The organism is Pseudarthrobacter humi, assembly GCF_024294965.1.
Classification (GTDB): domain Bacteria; phylum Actinomycetota; class Actinomycetes; order Actinomycetales; family Micrococcaceae; genus Arthrobacter; species Arthrobacter humi.
Genome location: NZ_JANCLV010000003.1, coordinates 1 through 21,645, shown reverse-complemented (window position 1 = coordinate 21,645; position 21,645 = coordinate 1). Strand labels below are relative to the sequence as shown.

Genomic DNA, 21,645 nt, shown 5'->3' with positions numbered 1-21,645 from the left:
GATGGACAAGAGAATCTTCGGGATCGAGACCGAGTTCGGAATCTCGTATTCGAGCCCCGATTCGAGGCCGTTGGCCCCGGAAGAAGTGGCCCGGTACCTGTTCCGCAAGGTGGTCAGCTGGGGACGGTCATCCAACGTGTTCCTGACCAACGGTTCCCGGTTGTACCTGGACGTCGGTTCACACCCTGAGTACGCCACGGCCGAATGTGACGACCTGGCCCAGCTCATTGCGCACGACCGTGCGGGTGAGCTGATCCTGGACGACCTCGTTGACGAGGCACAGGCAAGGCTGGCCGCCGAAGGATTCAACGGCACCGTCTACCTGTTCAAGAACAACACCGATTCGGCCGGCAACTCCTACGGCAGCCATGAAAACTACCTCATCCCGCGCCGCGGCGAATTCTCCCGGCTCGCGGAGATCCTGATCCCGTTCCTGGTAACACGCCAGCTGATCGCCGGCGCGGGGAAAATCCTGAAGACTCCGCACGGGGCCACGTACGCGTTTTCCCAGCGGGCAGACCACATCTGGGAGGGCGTCTCCTCGGCAACCACCCGGTCACGGCCTATCATCAACACCCGCGATGAACCGCACGCCGACGCCGAATTCTTCCGCCGGCTCCACGTCATTGTGGGCGACTCCAACATGTCCGAAACCACTGCCCTGCTCAAGGTCGGCACCGTGGACCTCATCCTGCGCATGATTGAGGCGGGAGTTATCATGCGGGACATGAGGATGGAAAACCCCATCCGCAGCATCCGCGAGATTTCCCACGACCTCAGCGGAAGGGCGCTGGTCCGTCTGGCCAACGGCCGCCAGCTCACGGCCCTGGAGATCCAGCAGGAGTACCTCACTAAGGTCACGGCCTTTGTTCAGGAGCAAGGGGCCCACAATCCCCACGTACCGTTCATCCTCGACCTTTGGCAACGGACCCTGAACGCCATCGAGAGCGGTGACACCAGCACCATCGACACTGAAATCGACTGGGCCATCAAGAAAAAACTGATGGACAACTACCGGAAGCGGCACGGCCTGGGCCTGGACGCGCCCAGGATTGCGCAGCTGGATCTTACGTACCATGACATTTCGCGGAGCCGCGGGCTGTACTACATCCTGCAGTCCCGGGGTGCGGTCCGGCGGGTTGTGGACGATACCGTGATCAAAGACGCCGTGGACGTGCCGCCGCAATCCACGCGGGCCAAGCTGAGGGGCGATTTCGTCCGTCGTGCCCAGGAACTGGGTAGGGATTACACGGTTGATTGGGTGCACCTGAAGCTGAACGACCGAGCGCACCAGACCATCCTGTGCAAGGATCCCTTCCGAAGTGTCGATGAGCGGGTGGATGCCCTGCTGGGCTCTATGGGCTGACGTTCAGGTTCACGGGCTATCCTTGATGGGGCCGTTCCTTGGCCTTGCAGCGGTGCCGGGCGCCTGATTCCGGTTCCGCGTCCACCCTGCCCCGACGAAAGTTCTCTTACGTGCGCCGACTCCTAGCAATCCTGATCCCCGGCCTGCTGCTGCTTACCGCTTGTGGCGGTTCGCCCGCAGCACCGGAACCCACCAGCCAGTCTGCCGGTGACACTGCCAAGTTCGACTCCCTGAAACTGACGGACAACGGGGACAAGAAGGCTCCCGGTGTCGAGTTCTCCAAGCCCCTCGAAGTCACCGAACCCACCATCAAGGTGGTCGCCGAAGGCGACGGTGACCGGGTCAAAGAGAACCAGATCGCAAACATCTCCATCCTCGCGCTCAGCGGTGCGGACGGATCCACACTGGAGGACACCTTCCCCGGCGAGCCCGAACCCCTCCAGCTGAACGAGGAACTGAAGACCGGAAGCCCGGTTATCTACAGCGCGTTTGTTGGCTCCAAGGTCGGCTCAAGCCTTGCCCTGGCCATCCCGGGCCAGGCCGCAACCGCTGAAGGCGCCACCGCCCAGCCCACCCAGCTTCTCCTGATCAAGGTGCTCTCCACCAAGGACGCACCGCAGACTGTTGCTCCGCTCTCAAAGCCCGAAGGCGAGACTGTCACCCCGCCGGCCGGCCTGCCGACCGTGAAGGACAACGACCAGGGCGTGCCGGAGATCTCCGTTGACGGAATCGCCGCGCCCACAGCGCTCGTGTCCCAGGACCTGATCAAGGGCACCGGCGCGGAGGTTAAGGAAACCGACACGTTGACCGTCAACTATGTTGGCGTGAACCTCGTGGGCGGCACTAAATTTGATTCAAGCTTTGACCGCGGCGAGCCGGCCAGCTTCCCGTTGACCGGCGTCATTCCGGGCTGGACCCAGGGACTGGCGGGAAAGACTGTGGGCTCCCGGGTCCTCCTGGTGGTCCCCAAGGACCTCGCGTACGGTGATGCCGGCCAGGGCGAAGCCAAGGGTGACCTCGTCTTCGTTGTGGACATCCTCGGCGTTAAGTAAACAGCAACACATCACCCACCCAAATAATCAAAGGAGCAACCATGTCATTTGGTCAGCGCGATTTCGACCGCCAGAAGCCGGAAATTGACTTCCCGCAAGGCGATGTCCCCACCGAACTGGTTATCACCGACCTCATCGAGGGTGACGGTGCCGAGGCCAAAAAGGGCGACACCGTCTCCACCCACTACGTCGGTGTGGCCTGGTCCACCGGCGAAGAGTTTGACGCTTCCTGGGGCCGCGGCGCCCCGCTGGACTTCCGCGTGGGCGTGGGCCAGGTCATCCAGGGCTGGGACCAGGGCTTGCTGGGCATGAAGGTGGGCGGCCGCCGACGCCTGGAGATTCCTTCCGAACTGGCGTACGGCTCCCGCGGGGCCGGCGGAGCCATTGGCCCCAACGAAGCGCTGATCTTCGTGGTGGACCTCGTGGGCGTCCGCTGACCGGAGCACCGTAACGCCTGAAGGCGCGGTAACAATCAGGGTTTTGTTTTCCTGTTGGTTGCCGCGCTTTCTGCTTTCCGCGGAGGAGTTTAGTAACGTAGCGAGCGTGTCCGTCTCCCGTACTGAACGCCTGCTGAACCTCCTGATAGCCCTGCTGAACACCAAATACGGCCTGCGCCGGGCAGAGTTGCGGGCGAAGGTCTACCATGACACGTCCGGCAACGACGTGGCCTTCGGCAGGATGTTTGAGCGGGACAAGAACGACCTCCGGCAGTTCGGCTTCGATGTGGAAACCGTCACGGACCTCGGCTGGAGCGAAGATGATCCGGCCACGACCCGCTACCGCATCGGCAAGGAATCGAACCGCCTGCCTGATGTCCAGCTCAGCCCGGGGGAGTGGACCGTCCTCTTCCTGGCGTCCCAGTTGTGGGAGCGTGCCGCCCTGGGAACGGCCGCTGCCAGCGCCCTCCGCAAGCTCCAGGCCTCCGGCACCGTGTCCGACGTCGAACTTCCGGTTGGTGTCCAGCCGCGGATCCGGCCGGCGGGCCAGGCCTTTGATGATGTGGTGGCTGCCATGCACGCACAGCACCCCGTCAGCTTTCCCTACCTGGCAGGCACCACTGGCAAGGAAGAGCAACGGACGGTGGAGCCGTGGGGCCTCGGGAGCCGCTTCGGCCAGTGGTATCTGACCGGCTACGACCGCTCGCGCAAGGCACCGCGCCACTTCCGGCTCTCCCGGTTCACGGGCCCCGTCACGGTGCTGGAGAAGGAAAACTACCCGGCTCCGCCGAACTTCAATGTCCGCGCAGAACTGGACCGGCTTCCGGAGCTCCCGCTCCGGACCGCCGTCGTGGACGTCCGGGAGGGCCGCCTCCTTGGCCTGCGCCGGCGCGCCACGCCGGTTGCCGACGGGAGTGCCGGAATGCCCGACGCCGGCTACGAACGGCTGCAGGTCAACTTCAGGGACGCTGAGGTGTTGGCCGAGGAGCTCGCATCCTATGGCCCGGACGCTGTGGCACATGCTCCCGGCGAGCTGGTGGCAGCTGTGCGGCACCGGCTGCGCAACGCTGCCGCCTTCTGCGCCGCTCCCAGCCCTGACTATCTGTTTGCGGACGCGCCGCGGGGCCGCGCCGTCCGCAAGCGCACGTCTGAGGACCAGCTCAAGCGCATGCTGCAGCTGGTGCCGTTCCTGGTCCACAACCAGGGCCTGCATATCCAGGACGTCGCAGCCCGCTTCGGTGTCACGCCCGCGGAGCTGGAAAGCGACCTGCGGATCCTCATCTGCTCCGGCCTTCCCGAGGGATACCCTGACGACCTCCTGGACATCCACTGGGAGGAAGGCCACGTTTACATCACCCAGGACCTGGATCTCAAGAGGCCGGTCCGGTTTACGGTGGACGAGGCCTGCGCGCTGCTGACCGGGCTCGAGACGCTCAACGGGCTTCCCGAACTTGCCGAAGGAGGTGCCCTGGAGTCTGTGACCCTCAAGCTGATGGCAGCGGCCGGCGAAGAAGGGCTGCGGGCCGGTTCGCTTGCCGGTCCGGAGGTGGGCCCCTCGGATTCGGCCGTCCTTGACGTTGTCCGTGGTGCCATCCGGGAGCGGTCGCAGCTACGGCTCGTGTACTTCTCCGCCCAGCGCGATCAGGTCTCCGAACGGGACGTGGATCCGCTCCGCCTGTATTCCCTGGACAACACCTGGTACTTCGAGGCCTACTGCCATTCGGCCCAGGGGCTGCGGAACTTCAGGCTGGACCGGGTGCAGGAGGTCCACCCGAACGGAAATCCCGCCTCCACGCAGGTCCGGGCCGGAGAAAGCTTTCCGGCCAAGCTGTTCACGCCCAACGACGACGACACCACGGTCCTCGTGCAGCTCACCAGGCAGGGCGCCGGCTTGGCGGACGATTATTACGCCGAACGTGTGGCACCCCTTCCCGACGGCGGCCTCGTCGCCGAGATCCGGTTCGGCAGCACTGCCTGGCTTCCCATGTTCGTGGCCCAGCACGGCGGGGCCGCCAGAATCCTCGAACCTGCCGAGCTGGGCGCTGCCGCGCTGGACTGGATCGAGGCGGCCCTGGCCGGCTACGGCGGCTAGACTCGTCAGCATGCCTTGGTGGTCCTGGATCCTGATCTGGATTGCGCTTATTGCGCTCTCCCTGCTCTTTTATGTCCTCCTGGGCATCCGGCTGTACCGCCAGTTCATGGCGGTCATGAAGGACCTGGGCGCCGCGGGAGCCAAAGTGGGGCACCTGGTGCCGGCAACGGCTGTCCATGATGACGGCCCGCAGCCTACGGGATCAGTTGAACCCGGTGCGGCTGTTTTTGCCTCACCGGCCCGGATGCGTCATGATTACGACGCATCCAAGTCATCCCGCCGGGAGGGCCGCCGCCAGAGGCGCGTCCAGCGTAAGCACGACCGGGGCCAGCCCCAGTCACTTCGCGATCTCAATCTCAGTTAGACGTAGGATGTTGTTAGAGGAAAGGATTTCCCGTGGGAAGACTCTTTGATGGCCCGTGGCCAATTGTCATTATCATCGTCGTTGCGCTGCTGCTTTTCGCCGCGCCCAAACTCCCTGCCATGGCCCGCAGCCTTGGCCAGTCCATGCGGATCATCAAGTCCGAGGTCAAGGAAATGAAGAACGACGGCAAGACCGACTCCACCGACTCGGCTTCCAGCCCGGTGGAAGGCAAGGTCGTAAACCACCCCCCGGCGAAGCCCGGTGAACCGACCGACGGCACCGACGTTCCGCCGTCGACCCGCGCTTAACCCGAAGTGGCACTGACGCGGGGCCGTAAGTCCAACCCTGAGGGGCGGATGGCTCTTTGGGACCACCTCAAGGAGCTCAAGAACCGGCTGATCAAATCGGCAATTGCAGTTCTCCTTGCGGGCGTGGGCGGCTGGTTCCTTTACGATCCGGTCGTGGCAAGCCTGTCGGACCCGCTGATTTCCATTGCCCGGGATACGGGACGCACCGCGGTCCTGAACTTCGCGACCATCGCGGATCCTTTTGCGTTCAAGATCCAGATTGCCATCCAGATAGGGCTGGTTATCTCCAGCCCTGTCTGGATCTATCAGGTGTGGGCTTTTATCACCCCGGGTCTGACCAAGAAGGAACGCGGCTACACGCTCGGCTTTATGGCGGCCGCTGTGCCGCTGTTCCTGGCCGGTGTGTTTGTAGCCTGGCTTGTGTTCCCCACCGTGGTCAGGGCGCTGCTGCAGTTCACACCCGCCACCGGCGCCAACAACATCTCGGCCACCGATTACCTGACGTTTGCCACGCAGATGTTGCTTATCCTCGGGATCTCTTTCCTGGTCCCCGTGATCCTGGTCGGCATCAACATGGCCGGTGTGGTCAGGGGCCGGACCATCCTCAAAGCCTGGCGGATTATCGTCTTCCTGGTCTTTGTCCTGGCGGCACTGGCCGCACCAGGCACGGACGCTCTGTCCATGTTCCTGCTTGCTGCGCCGCTGCTTATTCTGTTCTTCGCGGCGATCGGGCTATGTATCTTCAACGACAAGCGCCGCGACAAGCGCTTGGCGAAACAGGCTGCTGAGACGGACGCGACAGCCGACATCGCGACGCCCGGCAACGAACTGAAGAACCTGTAGCGCGCGGCGCACTAGGCTTGAGGCATGTCCTCTATTTCCGGGCCACTCTCGCCCTCTGAAAGCTACCGGGCCAGCGCGGAACGCACGGCCGAAGCGGGCACCTACCTCGGCGGGTTTGTCCGCACCCTTGATTTTGAACTTGACGAATTCCAGCGCCTCGCCTGCCGGTCGCTCCAGGACGGCAAGGGAGTGCTGGTGGCTGCCCCCACTGGTGCCGGTAAGACCATCGTGGGCGAGTTTGCCATTTATCTCGCGTTGGAACGAAACCTCAAGGCCTTCTACACGACCCCAATCAAGGCTCTGAGCAACCAAAAATTCACGGAACTCTCCGAAAAGTACGGTGCGGAAAACGTCGGTCTGCTGACCGGGGACACCAGCATCAATGGCGACGCCCCCGTGGTGGTCATGACCACGGAAGTCCTCCGGAACATGCTCTACGCGGACTCGGACACGCTGGATGACCTCGGCTTTGTGGTCATGGACGAAGTCCATTACCTCGCGGACCGCTTCCGTGGTGCCGTCTGGGAGGAAGTCATCATCCACCTCCCCAGCGAAGTCCAGGTAGTTTCCCTCAGCGCCACAGTGTCCAACGCAGAAGAATTCGGCGCCTGGCTGGATACCGTGCGCGGCGACACCGACATCATCGTCTCCGAGCACCGCCCGGTTCCCCTGTGGCAGCACGTTATGGTGGGCCGGGACATCGTGGACCTGTTCGCCGGAGAAACCACCTTCGACGAAATCGCCCCGCCCGCGGATGCCGAGACAGGAGCTCCACTACCGGTCCAGAAGGGGCTCACCGCGGCCACCAACGACGCGGACGGGCCGGGGTTCGAGGTCAATCCGGACCTGCTCAAGATGGCCCGCAGCGAAGGCCAGCAAAGTTTCGCCGGACGCTTTGGCCACGGCGGACGAAGCCAGCGCCGGCAGCACCGGCAACGGACAGAGGACCGTCCCCGGCAGGGAGCCCAGCCCGGGGCCGCCCGGAAGGCCAGCCGGCCCCAAGTGATTGCCAGCCTGGACCGGCAGGACCTGCTGCCCGCCATCACCTTCATCTTCTCGCGGGCAGGCTGCGATGCCGCCGTTGCCCAATGTGTCTCTTCCGGACTCTGGCTGACCACGGAGAAGGAGCAGCAGATCATCGCGCAGCGCGTTGACGAGGCAGGGCAGGACATCCCGTCAGAGGATCTGGACGTCCTCGGCTTCTGGACGTGGCGGGACGGCCTGCTGCGTGGCTTCGCGGCCCACCATGCCGGCATGCTTCCCACCTTCAAGGAAGTAGTGGAGAAACTCTTCGTCGAGGGCCTGGTCAAGGCTGTGTTCGCCACCGAAACGCTGGCCCTGGGCGTCAACATGCCGGCCCGCTCCGTGGTCCTGGAAAAGCTCGACAAGTTCAATGGCGAAGCCCACGTGGACATCACTGCGGGGGAGTACACGCAGCTGACCGGCCGCGCGGGCCGCCGCGGCATCGACATCGAAGGCCATGCCGTTGTCCTGTGGCAGCCGGGCACGGACCCCACTGCTGTTGCCGGCCTCGCCTCGAGGCGTACGTATCCGCTGAACTCAAGCTTCCGGCCGACGTACAACATGAGCATCAACCTGTTGGCGCAGTTCGGCCGCGCACGTGCGCGGGAAATCCTCGAATCCTCCTTCGCGCAGTTCCAGGCTGACCGGTCCGTTGTCGGACTTGCCAGGCAGGTGCGCAGCCGCGAAGAGTCCCTCGCGGGATACGCAAAATCCATGACCTGCCACCTCGGAGACTTCACCGAGTATGCCCGGTTGCGCCGTGAACTGTCCGACGCCGAGAATGTCACCTCCCGCAGCAAGTCCCGGGCTCATAAGTCGCTGAACGAAGACTCCCTGGCGCGGCTGATGCCCGGCGACGTGGTGGACGTCCCGGCCGGGCGGGCGCCCGGACCGGCGATTGTGCTCAGCTCGGACCACAGCGGCAGGGAGCCCCGGCCCGCCATCCTGACGCTCGACAACCAGCTCAGGCGAATCGGCACCGAGGACCTTGAGGGCCCTATTGCGCCGCTGACACGGATCCGGATTCCGAAGTCGTTCAATGCAAAGGTCCCGAAATCCCGGCGTGACCTCGCATCGTCGGCCAGGAATGCGCTGCGTGAGAACCGCCCGCCTGCCCCCGGCCGCAGCACCGATTTTGGCATGGGGTCCGTTTTGCCCCATCAGGAGAAACGCATCGCGGAGCTTCGCCGGGCGCTCCGGGCCCACCCCTGCCACGGCTGCAGCGAGCGTGAAGACCACGCCCGCTGGTCGGAGCGTTGGTGGAAGCTGCGCCGGGAGACGGATGCCCTGGTCCGGCAGATCCAGGGCCGGACCAACACCATTGCCAAGACCTTCGATCGCGTCTGCGATGTCCTTTCCGCCTACGGCTACCTGGAAGCAGGAGCTGACGGGCGCCAGGCCATCAGCCCGGACGGCCAGCGGCTCCGCCGGATCTACGGCGAGAAGGACCTGCTGATTTCGCAAGCACTGCGGCTGGGTGCACTCGACGACTTGGACGCTGCCGAAGTAGCGGCCCTGGCCAGCGTCCTGGTCTACCAGGCCAAACGCGAGGACAGGGGCCTCCGCCCCCGGATGCCCAGCGTCTCGCTTGAATCGTCCGTGGATGTGGTGATCCGGGAATGGTCAGCCCTGGAGGACGTGGAAGAGGCCAACAAACTTCCGCTGACTGCCGAACCCGAACTCGGCCTTGTCTGGCCGATGTACAAATGGGCCAAGGGACGGCACCTCCAGGAAGTACTCAACGGCACGGACCTGGCGGCGGGCGACTTCGTCCGCTGGGTCAAACAAGTCATCGACCTCCTGGACCAGCTCGCCAAGATTCCCGGCCTGGATCCGCGCGTGTCCAGGCTTTGCGCAGAAGCAATATCACTCATCCGCCGCGGCGTCGTGGCCTACTCTTCCGTACTTTGATGTCCCGGCTCTGATGCACTAACAGCCTGCCTTCTTCCCCCTAGCCCCAGGAGCTTCGCCCGCATGACCACTGAACGTTCCACCACGCCCGCGCCGCACGAGCGGAAGGTGGTCCTGTACCGCAACGGCTCGGTCTACACAGCAGCAGACCCCTTTGCCACGGCCATGCTCATTGACGGCGACACCGTGGCCTGGGTCGGCTCCGAGCAGGCGGCATCCTCCATCGCCGACAGCTCCATGGAGATCATCGACCTCCATGGCGCCCTCGTAGCGCCAGGGTTTGTGGACTCCCACGTCCACCTCACGGAAACCGGCATCGCACTGGGTTCCCTCCAGCTGGGCGGGATCCGTTCGGCCCGGCAATTACTCGATGCCGTCGCCGCAGCCAAAGGCGACGGCCCCCTGCTGGGTCATGGCTGGGATGAATCCATGTGGGAGAACCCGGCCCTGCCGGCGGCCGAGGAGCTTGAGCAGGCCGCCGGCGGCAGGCCGGTGTTCCTCGCCAGGGTGGATGCGCATTCGGCGTTGGTCTCCTCCTCCTTGGCTGCCGCCGCCGGGCTTGGCGGGCTGGACGGCTACAGCGCGGGTTCACATGTGAAGCGGGCCGCCCATACGGCGGCCCGCCAGGAAGCACGACGGCTCCCGGAAGCCAGCCTCCTGGCCTACCAGCGGCGCGCCCTGACCGAAGCGGCCGAAAACGGTTATGTGGCACTGGCGGAGATGGCCGCGCCGCATATCGGCGGAGTTTCCGACCTTCGCCTTGCCGCCGCGTGGAACACGGGGGCCGGAGAGGCCATGCCGGAAATCCTGCCGTACTGGGGCGAACTGGCAACCTCCGCGGAGCAGGCCCGGGCACTGCTGGACGAACTGGGCGTAGCCGTGCGCGGCCTGGCAGGCGACCTGAACATTGACGGTTCCCTCGGCTCCAGGACAGCGGCACTGAGGGCCGGCTACAGTGACGCGGAGGGGGAGCGGGGCAGCCTCTACCTCTCGGCAGAGCAGGCCGGCGCCCACCTGGCGGCCTGCTCGCTGCTGGGCATCCAGGGCGGCTTCCACGTCATCGGCGACGCGGGACTTGATGCCGCGCTGGAGGCCCTGGAACTCGCGGCCGCCGAAGTGGGCGAGCAACGGATCCGTGCCGCCGGCCACCGCTTCGAACATGTGGAAGTCGCGGACCCCAAATCGGTGCAACAGCTGGCCCACTACTCCGTCACCGTCAGCGCCCAGCCACGCTTCGACGCTGACTGGGGGAACGAAGGCGGCATGTATGAGCAGCGTCTGGGGAGCCGGAGCCGCTCCATGAACCCGTTTGCCTCGTTCTATGCTGCCGGTGTTCCTATCTGCTTCGGCAGCGACAGCCCGGTGACACCGCTGCGCCCGTGGTCCAGCGTGCGTGCCTGCCTGGAACACCACAACCACGCTGAACGAATCTCGGCCCGCGCAGCGTTCCTCGGCCACACCCGCGCGGGGTGGCGGGCAGCAAAGCACCGCAACCCGATGGCCGGGCAACTGGTTCCCGGCGCACCGGCCAGTTTCGCTGTTTGGGATGCTGAGGAGCTTATGGTCCAGGTGGCGGACGGCCGCGTCCAGTCCTGGAGCACGGATCCGCGCGCCCGCACGCCCCTTCTCCCGGCACTTGATACCGGCGTGGACCCGGTGTGCCTGCAGACCGTGAAGGACGGCGTGGAGCTGCATTCAAGTCCGGCACTGCGCTCCTGACCGGACACACCGGCCAGCGCCCCCATAAAGCGCCCTATAATAGGTAGTTGCGCCTGACCGCCAGCTACTCCGCTGCGGTTCAGCCGCTCCGACCGCTCCCGTCCAGGAAGGCCCTTTGTGCGCGTCCTCACCATCATTCCTACTTACAACGAGCTGGAATCGCTGCCCAAGACTCTCCAACGCCTCCGCGCAGCCGTACCGGCCTCGGACGTACTGGTAGTGGACGACAACAGCCCGGACGGCACCGGCCAGCTTGCGGACGGCTTTGCCGCCGAGGATGCACAGGTTCACGTCCTGCACCGCAAAGGCAAGGCAGGCCTGGGAGCCGCCTACATTGCCGGGTTCAAATGGGGACTCGAGGCTGGCTACGACGTCCTGGTGGAAATGGATGCGGACGGCTCCCACCAGCCCGAACAGCTTCCCCAGCTGCTGGAAGCCGTTGAACAGGGCGCGGACCTTGCCATGGGTTCCCGCTGGGTTCCCGGTGGCAGCGTGGTCAACTGGCCGCTGTACCGGCAGGCGATTTCACGCACCGGCAGCACGTACGCCCGGCTGATGCTGGGCCTGAAGATCAAGGACGTCACCGGCGGCTACCGCGCCTTCCGGCGGACCACGCTGGAAAAACTGAACCTCGACCTTGTCGATTCAGTGGGCTACGGCTTCCAGGTTGACCTGGCGTGGCGTGTAGCCAAGCTGGGCCTCAGGATCGAGGAACGCCCCATTACGTTCGTGGAGCGCGAGCTCGGAGCGTCAAAGATGAGCGGCAACATTGTTATTGAAGCCATGATCAACGTCACCAGGTGGGGCCTGCAGGCACGCTGGAACAAGCTCACAGGCAAGAAGGATCCGGCACAGGGCTGACCTGCAACGCCGTTAGGACAAAGATAAGGGCCGGCCCGGCAACGTGATCACGTTGCCGGGCCGGCCCTTTCTTAATCCTTCAGATCGCGTCAATCCTTGACGCTATGACCTCGGTGGGAGGCCGTGACCGCCGCTGGGGTCAGGCGCTGCGCCGTTCGCCACGGCGTTCGCGCAGGATGGTCAGCCGGTCCTCGAGGATCTGCTCCAGCTCGGGAAGGGAACGGCGCTCGAGAAGCATGTCCCAGTGCGTACGGACAGCCTTTTCGTTGCTGGTGTCCGGACGTTCGCCATCAACGAGGAGCGCTTCCTTGCCGGTCTTGGAAACCCACACAGGAGGAATTTCAGCCTCTGAAGAGAACGTCACGAAGACCTGCTCGCCGTCCTCGCACCGATATTCGACGCGCTGGCGCGGAGCCGGCTCAACGCCGGACTCGGTCTCCATGCTCTGCGCGCCAAGGCGCATACCCCGCAGGCTGCGATCGCTCATGTTTTCTCCCTCTGGTCGGTTCGCGGAGCAGGACTCCACGCAAGCCGGAACGGCATAACCGCCCCGGACTACTGTGTGCACTGTGCTGCATCATAAGATTCAACGCATTGCGAAGCTTTCTTGTTCCAGCGGATCTGGTCCGACCGGACAAATACTCAATCATACCGGCGTGAGGCCTAGCCGCAAAACGGGAGGGGACCCGCGACCAGACGCGAATCCCCTCCCGCCCCGCATGGGCAAATCCGTGTCAGGACCCAGGCTGTCGAGCGGGTTCCTCGTCGAACAGCCCGCCGCCGCCCGCGGTCGGACCAGGATTGGTACCGCCGAGCGCCTGGCCGATGCCCTTGAGTGCCTCGCCAATCTCGCTGGGAACGATCCACAGCTTGTTTGATGATCCCTCTGCGATTTTCGGAAGTGTCTGAAGGTACTGGTAGGCCAGGAGCTTCTGGTCTGGGTTGCCCTTGTGGATGGCGTCAAAGACTTTCTGGATCGCCTGTGCCTCACCGTCTGCGCGGAGGATGGCCGCCTTGGCGTCGCCCTCAGCCGCAAGGATCGAGGCTTGCCGTTGGCCCTCGGCCGTGAGGATGGCGGACTGCTTGGTGCCTTCAGCCGTGAGGATGGCAGCGCGGCGGTCCCGCTCGGCCCGCATCTGCTTCTCCATCGAGTCCTGGATCGAGTGGGGCGGGTCAATGGCCTTGAGCTCCACGCGCGAGACCCGGATGCCCCAGCGGCCGGTTGCCTCGTCCAAGACACCGCGCAACTGGCCGTTGATCTGGTCGCGGGATGTGAGCGCCTCTTCCAGGTTCAGGCCGCCCACAACGTTACGCAGGGTGGTAGTGGTGAGCTGCTCCACGGCCTGGATGTAATTGGCAATCTCATACGTGGCTGCGCGCGGATCAGTGACCTGGAAGTACACCACAGTGTCGATGGACACCACCAGGTTGTCTTCGGTGATGACCGGCTGCGGTGGAAAGGACACCACCTGTTCCCTCAGGTCAAGGAGCGGCAGGAGCCGGTCCACAAACGGGATCAGGATGGTGAGTCCCGGGTTTAGGGTCCGCTGGTACTTGCCGAGCCGTTCAACGACGCCGGCCCGCGCCTGCGGGATAATCCGCACCGAGCGGACCAAGACAATGATCACGAACACGATCAGGACCACCAGCACAATGGCCAGGGCGGCTCCTCCTGCGTTATCCATACGACTCCTATTCCCCAATTGTTAGGCTGTACTTAGGACTGAGTGGCCTGCTCCGGCTGGGCGGAAACAACAGCCGTGGCCCCGTCGATGGCCGAGACCACTGCCTTCTGGCCGGCAGGCAGGACGCCACCGGAGGACCGGGCGCTCCAGACATCGCCCCCGATCTTGACGAGGCCGCCGGTGGAGCTGACTGCTTCCATCACGAGGGCCTGCTCGCCGATGAGCCGGTCAATGTTGGTGCGCTGGTCGGCGGGTCCCTTTTTCAGGTGGCTGAGTGCCACCGGGCGGACAAAGGCGATCATCAGCAGTGAGACGACGCAGAACACCACAATCTGCAGCCACAGGTCAGCGCCGGCAAAATCTGCGACGAGCGCGGCAAGTGTTCCGCCGCCGAGCATGATGAAGAACAGGTCAAGGGTGATCATTTCGATCACTGCGAACGCGAGGAAAGCGGTGAGCCACAGGGCCCACCAGTTTTCGCCGAGCCATTCAAACATTCCGTCCCCCTTGACCATTCGGTAGCTGTCTATTTATCCTAGTCCGCCCGAAAGCAGGACGGCAGGTTGCGTGTAGGGCAGCGGTTGAACGTGGCCAAGTCGTTACGGTGCGGACCGTGCCGGACGGAAGACCGTGATCCGGAATCGTGCCTCCACCTGGGTCGAGACCCCGCCGCTCCCGATTTTGGCCGCAATGGCCGTGCGGTCCAGGTGGTGCCCGGCCGGACCCATGAAGGCCAGGTCAGCCAGCTCGCTGGGCGTTAGCGTCATCAGGATATCCAGGTCCCGGGTGGACTCGGCGGCGAAGTGCGGCGAGAGTGATTCTGCCAGCCGCGCGTCTTTGTCGTCCTCGATGGACAGCATCCCTGCCTGGGCGGCGACGGCGGCAAGGTGGCCGGCGCGCGGCGTCACCACTACTAGCCTGCCGCCGGGCCGGAGGACCCGGGCGAATTCGGCGGCGTTGCGGGGAGCGAAGATCACCGTGATGGCGTCGACGGCGGCATCCGTCACCGGGAGCGGCTGCCACACATCGCAGGCCAGGCTGATGGCCTCCGGATTGAGGCGTGCGGCTCGCCGCAGCGCGAACTTGGAGATGTCGAGCGCGACGGCGGCGCAGCTGCCTGTAGTCCGCCGCACCTCATCCAGCACCACCCTGAGATAGTGGCCGGTCCCCGTACCCGAATCGAGGACTGTGAATGGTTCGCCCGGGGTTATCCCGGGCACGACGGCGGCCGCGACGGCGTCTGCCAGGGGGCGGTAATGCCCGCCGTCCAGGAAAGCGAACCGGGCCGCCACCATCTCTGCGGTGTCGGCTTCAAAGACTGTCCCCTTGCCCACCAGCAGGTTGAAATAGCCCTGTTTCGCCGCGTCGAAGCCGTGCCCGGATCCGCAGACCAAGGCCTTGCGGGCCGCGTCACCCGGCCCGACCCGGACATTCAGTGCGGCGCCGCACACGGGGCAGCGCAGCGGAGGACGAGGGCTTGATGGCATACGGACCATCTTAGGGCGGGGAACGGGCCGGCGCGGCGCCCGCACGAGTGTTCTGGCCGCATGTTCGCGTGGGGGAAAGCTGCACGTTAGGCTCACGTGGGTGAAGCCAGAACACCTCCCGCTGCTCAATTCGGTCTCCGCGCCGGCCGTTCACCCGGACGGCAGCCGTGCTGTTGTGTCGGTGACCAGGCCGGATTTCACTGCTGATTCCTACGTGGGCCAGCTGTGGAGCATCCCGTTGAACCAGAAGCAGCTGCCGCGGCGAATCACCAGGGGTTTCCGGGACACCGGCCCTGCCTTCTCTCCTGATGGACTGGTCCTCGCCTTCCTCCGGACGGCCGGACCATCGTCGAAAGCGCAGCTCGTCGTGGTGGAGGCCGGCGGCGGTGAACCCCAGGTCATTAGCGACAGGCTGCTCGGCGTGGAATCCTTTGCCTGGTCTCCTGATTCGCGCCGGATCGTCTTCAGCTCCCGCGAGCCCGAGGCCGGACGGTACGGCAGCAGCGAAGCCATCACCGCGGAGGCGGAGGCCCCACGGCTGATCTCCTCCTACCAGTACAGGCTGAACAGTGTTGGCTACACGCGCGACAAGCCGCAGCAGCTGTTCATCGTGGACGTCCCGGAACTCGGCGGCGAACCGCTGGCACCGCCTGCGGCTCCGTCACTGCCGGACGCCCGGCAGCTGACGTCGCTCGCCACGGACGCCAGCTCCGGAGTTTTCAGTGCAGACGGATCAGCCGTCTACTTTGTAGCAGCACCTCCGGAGAACGACGACGGCTTGGCCACCGTGATCTACCGGGTGCCGGTCACCGGCGGCGACCCCCTCCCGGTGGATCAGGGAGTAGCCGCACCTCAAACCGTCTCGGACGTCCGGCAGTCCCGGGACGGCAAATGGCTGTTCTACATTGCCCGGGACCTGGGCGGCTCGGGCCGGGACTTTGTGGCACGGAACGCCGTGTTGTACTGCGTAGCGGCCGAAGGCGGCATGCCCGTTGCACTGACCGACCCAGAGTTGATGGACGTTGCGGCACCGGGTGCCCGGATTGAGCTCCGCGGCCCGGACCACGCCCTGGTCCTGAACAACGCGCAAGGGTCGGTTGAGCTCCTTGAGCTGGGGGCGGCGGGCGGGCATGCCCTGCTGGTGCACGGCGACAAGGTGGTGACGGGCGCTGCCTGGGCGGGTGGTTCGCTGCTCGTCGTATTCGGCGATCCGTCTACTCACGGGGACGTCGGAGTGCTCGACGACGGGCAGCTGCGGCTGCTGACAGACTTTTCGGCCGTTCTGCGGACACAGACGGACATTGTGGTTCCACACGAGCTGACGTTTGAGGCGCCCGATGGCTATCCCGTCCATGGCTGGCTCGTCAGGCCTGCGGGCAAGGGTCCGCACCCGGTCCTGTTGAACATCCATGGCGGGCCGTTTGCCCAGTTCACCGTTGCCCTGTTCGACGAAGCCCAGGTGTACGCGGCCGCTGGCTATGCCGTGCTGATGTGCAATCCGCGCGGCTCCGCCGGCTACGGCCGGGAACACGGGCTGGCCATCAAGGGCCGCCTTGGCACCGACGACATGGAGGATGTCCTCGCGTTCCTGGACGGGGCACTGGCCAAATTTCCAGCGCTCGACGCGGGCCGGCTGGGCATCATGGGAGGCTCGTACGGCGGATACCTGACCGCCTGGACCATCGCGCACCACCACAGGTTCCAGGGTGCCATTGTGGAGCGTGGATTCCTGGACCCGGTCAGCTTCGAGGGCTCGGCCGACATTGGCTGGTACTTCGGCAACGAATATCTCGGCAGCTCAACGGTGGAAGTCGCTGCGCAAAGCCCGTTCGAGCACGCGGGCAACGTGCAGACCCCGACGCTGGTCATCCACAGCGAAAACGATCTCCGGTGTCCGCTGGAGCAGGGCCAGCGGTATTTCACGGCCCTGAAGCGGCGGGGTGTGGAAGCCCGGCTGCTGGTGTTCCCGGGCGAGGACCATGAACTTTCCCGGTCCGGCAGGCCGCAGCACCGGCGCCAAAGATTCGAGCACATCCTGCGCTGGTGGGCCCGGTTCCTCCCGACCGACGCAAATCCGGCAGACGCACCGCCGGAGTGACGCGGAGGCGTGCAGGCGCGTCAGGGGTTCCCGGGCAGGAAGCCCAGTGCCGCACGCGCCTTTCCGATCCCCGGCTCGGCCCAGTTGGCGGCGTACTCGGCGTTGGAGCTCAAGGACCTCAACTCGGCACGGTCAACGTAGAGGGTGCCATGGAGGTGATCGGTTTCGTGCTGCACAATTCTCGCCTGCCAGCCCTCGAATTCCCGTTCCGACGCCAGGCCTCCAGGGGTGTCGAACCGGAGCAGCACCCGTTCAGGCCGTACGACCACTGCCTGCAGGCCGGTCAGGGAGAGGCACCCCTCGAAGAACGCCGCAGTTTCCGTTCCGACGGGCGTGTAGTGCGGGTTAATGATGGTGAGGAACTCCAGCGGGCTACGGTGCCGCAGTGCAGCGGCCTCGGGGTCGACGTCGTACTGGTCCTCAAGGACTGCCAGCTGCAGCGGGATTCCGAGTTGCGGGGCGGCCAGCCCCACACCAGGGGCTTCGTGCATTACCTCGCGCATGAGGACAATCAACTGGTCCAGCTCGCCGGCGCTGATCTGGCCGGTGAAGGACGCGGCCCGCTGGCGGAGTACGGGATTCCCGGCCTGGACGATGGGCGGCAGCGATCCCGCAGACAGGATTTCCTGCACCCGTTCCCTCAGGCGCGCAGGAGTGAATGAAGTGGGCGGTGATACAGGGGTCATGCGGAAAGCCTAGCGGCGGACGCCGCAGGGCGTCGGCTAATGTCGATGCCATGGCTGAACTGATGTTGTCCGAACCCAACGCACTGGAACTTGTCCTGGACTTTATCCGGACCCTGGAATCCGGCGGTGACGGCGGGGCCGTCGGCCGTTTCCTGGCCGCGGACTTCGTGCTGGTCGAGGCACCGCATCTGCTCGCGGCTGAAGGCTCCACGCGGACGCGGGACCAGGCGATGGCTGGCCTCGATCAAAGCGGCGAAGTAGTGGGGGACCAGAAGTTCGAGATCCGCCGCACCACCTGCGAAGGCGGTCGGGTTGTGGTGGAGGCCGACTGGTCGGCGAGGACCCTGATGGACCTGCGGTACTGGGATGCCGGGGAGACCATCCGCGCACGGACGTCGTCGGTCTTTGAAGTCCGGGACGGCCTGATCATCAGCCAGGACAGTTACGACTGCTACTTCGTGAACTCCTGACCCGGAGCCTTTCAGCGCGGGGGTTGCTGCATGGTGAACCGGCGGGCCACCAGCCTGTTGGCCGCCGGAAAGCCGGACACGGCGCTGACTGCCCGGTTCCTTAAGGCCAGGAACGGCCGCCCCAGCGGGCGCCCCAGCGTCATATTCACCTCGGACTGCCATCGGGCTGCCGAGGCGGCCTTACGACGCCGGGCGGAATAGGCGTTCAAGCGCTGGCTAACCGGTTTCCCCTCCAGGGCATCACAGATGATCGGAGCGAGTTCCGCCGCGTCCAGCCAGCCAAGGTTCATGCCCTGGCCGCCGATGGGGCTTATTTCATGGGCAGCATCACCGATCAGGACCGCCCGCCCCTCGACTGATCGGCACGCCACCGTGGAGCGCGGGCTGAAGCTACTGAGCATGGTGTTGGTGGCCGGGTCCGGCCGGATCCCTGTGCGGCGGTGGACCATCCGTGCCAGTTCGACGGCGTCCGGGACCGGTTCGGGCCGGGGAATCCTCACTACCCAGCGGCGGAGACCGCCCGGCAGCGGAAAGGATTCCACTATCCCTTCGGCTTCGAGGTACAGGACGGCTTCGTTCAGGTTTCCGCCGGTACCTTCGAAATCACCCATCACATAATGGTCGGGATAGGTCCGGGACGTGGCCGGGATGCCCAGCAGGCTGCGCATCAGGGACCGCGAGCCGTCGGCGGCGACCAAAAGCCGTGAGGTGATCCGTGTGCCGCCCCCGCCCGTCTTGGTGGCCGTAGCTCGGACGGTGACGAGTCCGCCGTCGTCCGCTATTCCTGTCACCCGGGTGCCCCTGACCAACGCGGCCCCATCCAGTTCGTGTACCCGCTGCTCGAGCAGGGATTCGGTTGCGACCTGGGGGAGGGACAGCACAAACGGGAAGCGCTCCGAGACCGATGCGAAAGACATTGACCCCACGGTCTTCCCCCCGCTGACCGCGATGCCGCCACGGATCTGCACGCCGGCATCAACCATGGCGCTGGCCACGCCTGCCGTGTCCAGCACCGCGAGGGCGGGGGGATGGATGCCGATGGCCCGCGAGTGGTGTTCCCGGTGGAGCCGCTGTTCAAGGACCTGGACCACAACGCCTTCCTGAAGCAGCAGGGCGGCGAGATACAGACCCACGGGTCCGCCGCCGACGATCACCACGTCAGCCATCGGGATGGTCCGGGCGGTGCAGGAGGACCTGATGGAACGGGGAGTGGCGCTCCACCTGCCAGCCCGGGGGAGCGGCGGCGGTGAGTTCTGCAGGGGTGTAGCTGCGCCTGATTGAGGTCAGGCCGTCCGCACGGATGAACGAGCCGCGGAACGGAAGGGCCGCCAGGGAAAAAAGTGCGTAGGCTGCGATGTTCCGGCGGAGGTCGTTGTGCAGGGAAATCCGGCGCGCCAGGGCTTGCGAATCTGCCAGGAGCTGAGCCAGGTCTGCTGGTTGAAGGTGGTGGATTACGTGGTTCGAGATGACGACGTCAAACCGGCGGCCTTCGCGGACCAGGTCGGCACTGTCCGCCTGGCGGAACCGGACTGAGACGTGGTGGGGTCGGCGTGACGAGTAGCTGTATGCCCTGGCGTCCGGGTCAATGCCGGTGACCTCGAGCAGCAGTTTGTCCCGGGCGGACCAGAGGGCGAGCTGGCGTGCCAGGTCCCCACCGCCGCATCCTATGTCAAGGAGCGTGGTTTCAGTGTCGTGGGAGAGCAGAGGGCGAAGCTTTCGGCGGTACAGCTGCCGCCAGCCGGAGAAGAGCCGGTTCACCAGCTCGAATTGCCCGTACGTGAGCTCCAGTTTGGTGGGATCACAGTCCGGCAGGTCCATCATTTCCACGGCGTCCGCAGCCCTTTGCCGCATCAGGGACACAGGTCAGACCAGTGACGAGGCCGCCTCAGGCTGCACCGCCTGTTTCCCGGTGGCTGCCTGGCGGAGTTTCGTGAAGAGCCCGGTCTCCACCGTGAGTCCGGGGCCGAACGCCATGGAGCAGATGCGTGCCTCACCCTCCACCAGCGGCTGCTCCAGGATGTGCCTGAGGACAAACAGCACGGTGGCGCTGCTCATGTTGCCGTAGTCCCGCAAAGTATCCCGTGCCGGAACGAGTTGCTCGTCGGTGAGTTCAAGTCGAGTCTGGACCTTGTCCAGGATACTCCGGCCGCCGGGATGGATGGCCCAATGGCGGATGTCCCGGTAGGGGAGTCCGCGCAGCGAGGGATCCCGGGCCAGCAGCGGCGCGAGGGCGCCGATGATGTGATCGTCGATGATGTGGGGGACGTAGTTGCCCAGCACCATTTCGAAGCCATGGTCGCCGATGTTCCAGGCCATGGATTCCTCGCCCACCGGCGTAAGGACGGTTTCGAAGTGGTCCAGTTGCATCAGCGCAGGTGCATCCGGATCGTTCCGGGCCGTAATGATGGCTGCCGCCGCGCCGTCGGCGAACAGCGCCGAACCCATGATGGTGTCGGGATCGTTCGAGGTCCGCACGTGCAGGGAGCACAGCTCGGCACAGACCACTAGGACAACAGCCTGCGGATCTGCTTCGCAGAACGATTTGGCGGCCCGCAGCGCCGGAAAGGCGGCATAGCAGCCCATGAATCCGAGGTGATAACGCTGGACGGCCGGGTCCAGCCCCAACGCGCGAACGACCTTATAGTCAGGACCGGGGTTGAAGAAGCCTGTGCAGGAGACGGTAACGACGTGGGTTATGTCAAGCAAGGACAGATCCGGGCAGGCGTCCACGGCAGCCCGGGCGGACTCAATGAAAAGTTTGGTGACTTCCCGGGCAAAGATCTCGTTGCGCACCTTGGTGGTGGGGTTCAGGAGCAGGCCCGTGGCGGGATCAAAGAACTGTGGAGAATCCGAACGGAACGCCATGGTCATTTCTTCGACCGCGGTATGGCGCGTATCGATGGCGGCCGAATCGAAGCAAGTACTCACCAGCCGCGTGCCCAGCCTGGTCAGGCCTGGCTGAGCTGCAAAAACGTCCCGGGCTTCGGTTTGGACCAGCACGGTGGGCGGAACAGCAGTTTCGAGTGAACGCACGTAGACCGTCATTGGTTCATTCTTGGCGAGCACGCCGGATTAGACAATGGCGCAACATCAGCGGAAGCCCCGGAGTCGCCGGCTAAATGTCCTGTCTCAAAGAAGTTGAGGCAGAGGGTGCCGGATTAGAGCGGTTGCCCCAACTTGAATGAGACGGGTTTGGGTGGTTCGTCTCATCCAAGTTGGGGTAGATCGAAGAATGTCTGATCG

20 protein-coding genes are annotated in these 21,645 nt (G+C 65.0%); 12 read left to right on the top strand and 8 right to left on the bottom strand.

The features are described from left to right. The first annotated feature begins 1 nt into the window (after nt 1). From pafA to NFC73_RS05355, 10 genes are all read left to right on the top strand, one after another. Nucleotides 2–1,366, top strand: coding sequence for a Pup--protein ligase (gene pafA, locus NFC73_RS05400; RefSeq protein ID WP_254748309.1), 1,365 nt, complete (start codon nt 2–4; stop codon nt 1,364–1,366). 110 nt (nt 1,367–1,476) lie between these two features. Next, nucleotides 1,477–2,418 carry an FKBP-type peptidyl-prolyl cis-trans isomerase gene (locus NFC73_RS05395; RefSeq protein WP_254748308.1) on the top strand — a complete coding sequence of 314 codons (942 nt, stop codon included), beginning with the start codon at nt 1,477–1,479 and terminating at the stop codon, nt 2,416–2,418. A 41-nt stretch (nt 2,419–2,459) separates the two neighbouring features. Then, entirely contained in the window at nt 2,460–2,855 is a 396-nt protein-coding gene (locus NFC73_RS05390) for an FKBP-type peptidyl-prolyl cis-trans isomerase (RefSeq protein ID WP_056340002.1), read from the top strand. Between the two features lie 106 nt (nt 2,856–2,961). Next, nucleotides 2,962–4,947 (top strand): helix-turn-helix transcriptional regulator, encoded by a 1,986-nt coding sequence (locus NFC73_RS05385; RefSeq protein WP_254748307.1) that lies wholly within the window; start codon nt 2,962–2,964, stop codon nt 4,945–4,947. Nucleotides 4,948–4,957: 10 nt separating this feature from the next. Beyond that, nucleotides 4,958–5,311 (top strand): hypothetical protein, encoded by a 354-nt coding sequence (locus tag NFC73_RS05380; RefSeq protein ID WP_254748306.1) that lies wholly within the window; start codon nt 4,958–4,960, stop codon nt 5,309–5,311. A gap of 32 nt (nt 5,312–5,343) precedes the next feature. Further along, the gene (gene tatA, locus NFC73_RS05375; RefSeq protein WP_254748305.1) at nt 5,344–5,619 is read left to right on the top strand and encodes a Sec-independent protein translocase subunit TatA; all 276 of its coding nucleotides are present in this window, start codon (nt 5,344–5,346) and stop codon (nt 5,617–5,619) included. Nucleotides 5,620–5,667: 48 nt separating this feature from the next. After that, the gene (gene tatC / locus NFC73_RS05370) at nt 5,668–6,462 is read left to right on the top strand and encodes a twin-arginine translocase subunit TatC (RefSeq protein WP_254748302.1); all 795 of its coding nucleotides are present in this window, start codon (nt 5,668–5,670) and stop codon (nt 6,460–6,462) included. Between the two features lie 24 nt (nt 6,463–6,486). Further along, a complete protein-coding gene (locus NFC73_RS05365; protein ID WP_254748299.1) occupies nt 6,487–9,396 on the top strand; it encodes a DEAD/DEAH box helicase in 2,910 nt (969 codons plus the stop codon). Between the two features lie 63 nt (nt 9,397–9,459). Continuing rightward, nucleotides 9,460–11,115 carry an amidohydrolase gene (locus NFC73_RS05360; RefSeq protein ID WP_254748296.1) on the top strand — a complete coding sequence of 552 codons (1,656 nt, stop codon included), beginning with the start codon at nt 9,460–9,462 and terminating at the stop codon, nt 11,113–11,115. A gap of 117 nt (nt 11,116–11,232) precedes the next feature. Then, nucleotides 11,233–11,976: a polyprenol monophosphomannose synthase gene (locus tag NFC73_RS05355; protein ID WP_254748294.1), complete on the top strand. Its 744-nt coding sequence runs from the start codon at nt 11,233–11,235 to the stop codon at nt 11,974–11,976. A 139-nt stretch (nt 11,977–12,115) separates the two neighbouring features. Here NFC73_RS05355 and NFC73_RS05350 read toward each other — a convergent pair whose 3' ends face one another. The 4 genes from NFC73_RS05350 to NFC73_RS05335 all read right to left on the bottom strand — a co-directional run bounded on the left by NFC73_RS05350 (nt 12,116) and on the right by NFC73_RS05335 (nt 15,148). Continuing rightward, complete coding sequence (locus NFC73_RS05350) at nt 12,116–12,463, bottom strand: RNA polymerase-binding protein RbpA (RefSeq protein WP_003802221.1); 348 nt, start codon at nt 12,461–12,463, stop codon at nt 12,116–12,118. A gap of 247 nt (nt 12,464–12,710) precedes the next feature. Beyond that, entirely contained in the window at nt 12,711–13,661 is a 951-nt protein-coding gene (locus tag NFC73_RS05345) for an SPFH domain-containing protein (RefSeq protein WP_254748292.1), read from the bottom strand. 32 nt (nt 13,662–13,693) lie between these two features. Further along, nucleotides 13,694–14,158: an NfeD family protein gene (locus NFC73_RS05340; RefSeq protein ID WP_104060872.1), complete on the bottom strand. Its 465-nt coding sequence runs from the start codon at nt 14,156–14,158 to the stop codon at nt 13,694–13,696. Between the two features lie 102 nt (nt 14,159–14,260). Next, nucleotides 14,261–15,148 (bottom strand): methyltransferase domain-containing protein, encoded by an 888-nt coding sequence (locus tag NFC73_RS05335; RefSeq protein ID WP_254748290.1) that lies wholly within the window; start codon nt 15,146–15,148, stop codon nt 14,261–14,263. Nucleotides 15,149–15,248: 100 nt separating this feature from the next. Between NFC73_RS05335 and NFC73_RS05330 the strand changes: the two genes are divergently transcribed. Continuing rightward, nucleotides 15,249–17,246: a S9 family peptidase gene (locus NFC73_RS05330; protein WP_254748288.1), complete on the top strand. Its 1,998-nt coding sequence runs from the start codon at nt 15,249–15,251 to the stop codon at nt 17,244–17,246. 20 nt (nt 17,247–17,266) lie between these two features. On the opposite strand, the gene NFC73_RS05325 is transcribed toward NFC73_RS05330, so the two are convergent. Further along, nucleotides 17,267–17,932 carry a peptide deformylase gene (locus NFC73_RS05325; RefSeq protein ID WP_254748286.1) on the bottom strand — a complete coding sequence of 222 codons (666 nt, stop codon included), beginning with the start codon at nt 17,930–17,932 and terminating at the stop codon, nt 17,267–17,269. Nucleotides 17,933–17,982: 50 nt separating this feature from the next. Between NFC73_RS05325 and NFC73_RS05320 the strand changes: the two genes are divergently transcribed. After that, entirely contained in the window at nt 17,983–18,402 is a 420-nt protein-coding gene (locus NFC73_RS05320; RefSeq protein WP_254748284.1) for a nuclear transport factor 2 family protein, read from the top strand. A gap of 11 nt (nt 18,403–18,413) precedes the next feature. Here the strand turns inward: NFC73_RS05320 and NFC73_RS05315 are convergent, their stop codons facing one another. The 3 genes from NFC73_RS05315 to NFC73_RS05305 are packed head-to-tail and all read right to left on the bottom strand — an operon-like array spanning nt 18,414 to nt 21,447. After that, on the bottom strand, nt 18,414–19,568 hold the full coding sequence (locus NFC73_RS05315; RefSeq protein ID WP_254748282.1) for an FAD-dependent oxidoreductase: 1,155 nt from the start codon (nt 19,566–19,568) through the stop codon (nt 18,414–18,416). Continuing rightward, nucleotides 19,561–20,253, bottom strand: coding sequence for a class I SAM-dependent methyltransferase (locus NFC73_RS05310; RefSeq protein WP_254748280.1), 693 nt, complete (start codon nt 20,251–20,253; stop codon nt 19,561–19,563). Before NFC73_RS05310 ends, NFC73_RS05315 begins: the two co-directional genes overlap by 8 nt. Before the next feature lie 12 nt (nt 20,254–20,265). Then, nucleotides 20,266–21,447, bottom strand: coding sequence for a type III polyketide synthase (locus NFC73_RS05305; protein ID WP_254748278.1), 1,182 nt, complete (start codon nt 21,445–21,447; stop codon nt 20,266–20,268). Nucleotides 21,448–21,645 lie beyond the last annotated feature (198 nt).

Coding starts and splice junctions, on each gene's coding strand:
- NFC73_RS05325 (WP_254748286.1), bottom strand. CDS start 17,932: ATGACCCCTGTATCACCGCCCACTTCATTCACTCCTGCGCGCCTGAGG.
- NFC73_RS05360 (WP_254748296.1), top strand. CDS start 9,460: ATGACCACTGAACGTTCCACCACGCCCGCGCCGCACGAGCGGAAGGTG.
- NFC73_RS05365 (WP_254748299.1), top strand. CDS start 6,487: ATGTCCTCTATTTCCGGGCCACTCTCGCCCTCTGAAAGCTACCGGGCC.
- NFC73_RS05390 (WP_056340002.1), top strand. CDS start 2,460: ATGTCATTTGGTCAGCGCGATTTCGACCGCCAGAAGCCGGAAATTGAC.
- NFC73_RS05315 (WP_254748282.1), bottom strand. CDS start 19,568: ATGGCTGACGTGGTGATCGTCGGCGGCGGACCCGTGGGTCTGTATCTC.
- NFC73_RS05345 (WP_254748292.1), bottom strand. CDS start 13,661: ATGGATAACGCAGGAGGAGCCGCCCTGGCCATTGTGCTGGTGGTCCTG.
- NFC73_RS05320 (WP_254748284.1), top strand. CDS start 17,983: ATGGCTGAACTGATGTTGTCCGAACCCAACGCACTGGAACTTGTCCTG.
- NFC73_RS05305 (WP_254748278.1), bottom strand. CDS start 21,447: ATGACGGTCTACGTGCGTTCACTCGAAACTGCTGTTCCGCCCACCGTG.
- pafA (WP_254748309.1), top strand. CDS start 2: ATGGACAAGAGAATCTTCGGGATCGAGACCGAGTTCGGAATCTCGTAT.
- NFC73_RS05340 (WP_104060872.1), bottom strand. CDS start 14,158: ATGTTTGAATGGCTCGGCGAAAACTGGTGGGCCCTGTGGCTCACCGCT.
- NFC73_RS05350 (WP_003802221.1), bottom strand. CDS start 12,463: ATGAGCGATCGCAGCCTGCGGGGTATGCGCCTTGGCGCGCAGAGCATG.
- NFC73_RS05335 (WP_254748290.1), bottom strand. CDS start 15,148: ATGCCATCAAGCCCTCGTCCTCCGCTGCGCTGCCCCGTGTGCGGCGCC.
- tatC (WP_254748302.1), top strand. CDS start 5,668: ATGGCTCTTTGGGACCACCTCAAGGAGCTCAAGAACCGGCTGATCAAA.
- NFC73_RS05310 (WP_254748280.1), bottom strand. CDS start 20,253: ATGCGGCAAAGGGCTGCGGACGCCGTGGAAATGATGGACCTGCCGGAC.
- NFC73_RS05380 (WP_254748306.1), top strand. CDS start 4,958: ATGCCTTGGTGGTCCTGGATCCTGATCTGGATTGCGCTTATTGCGCTC.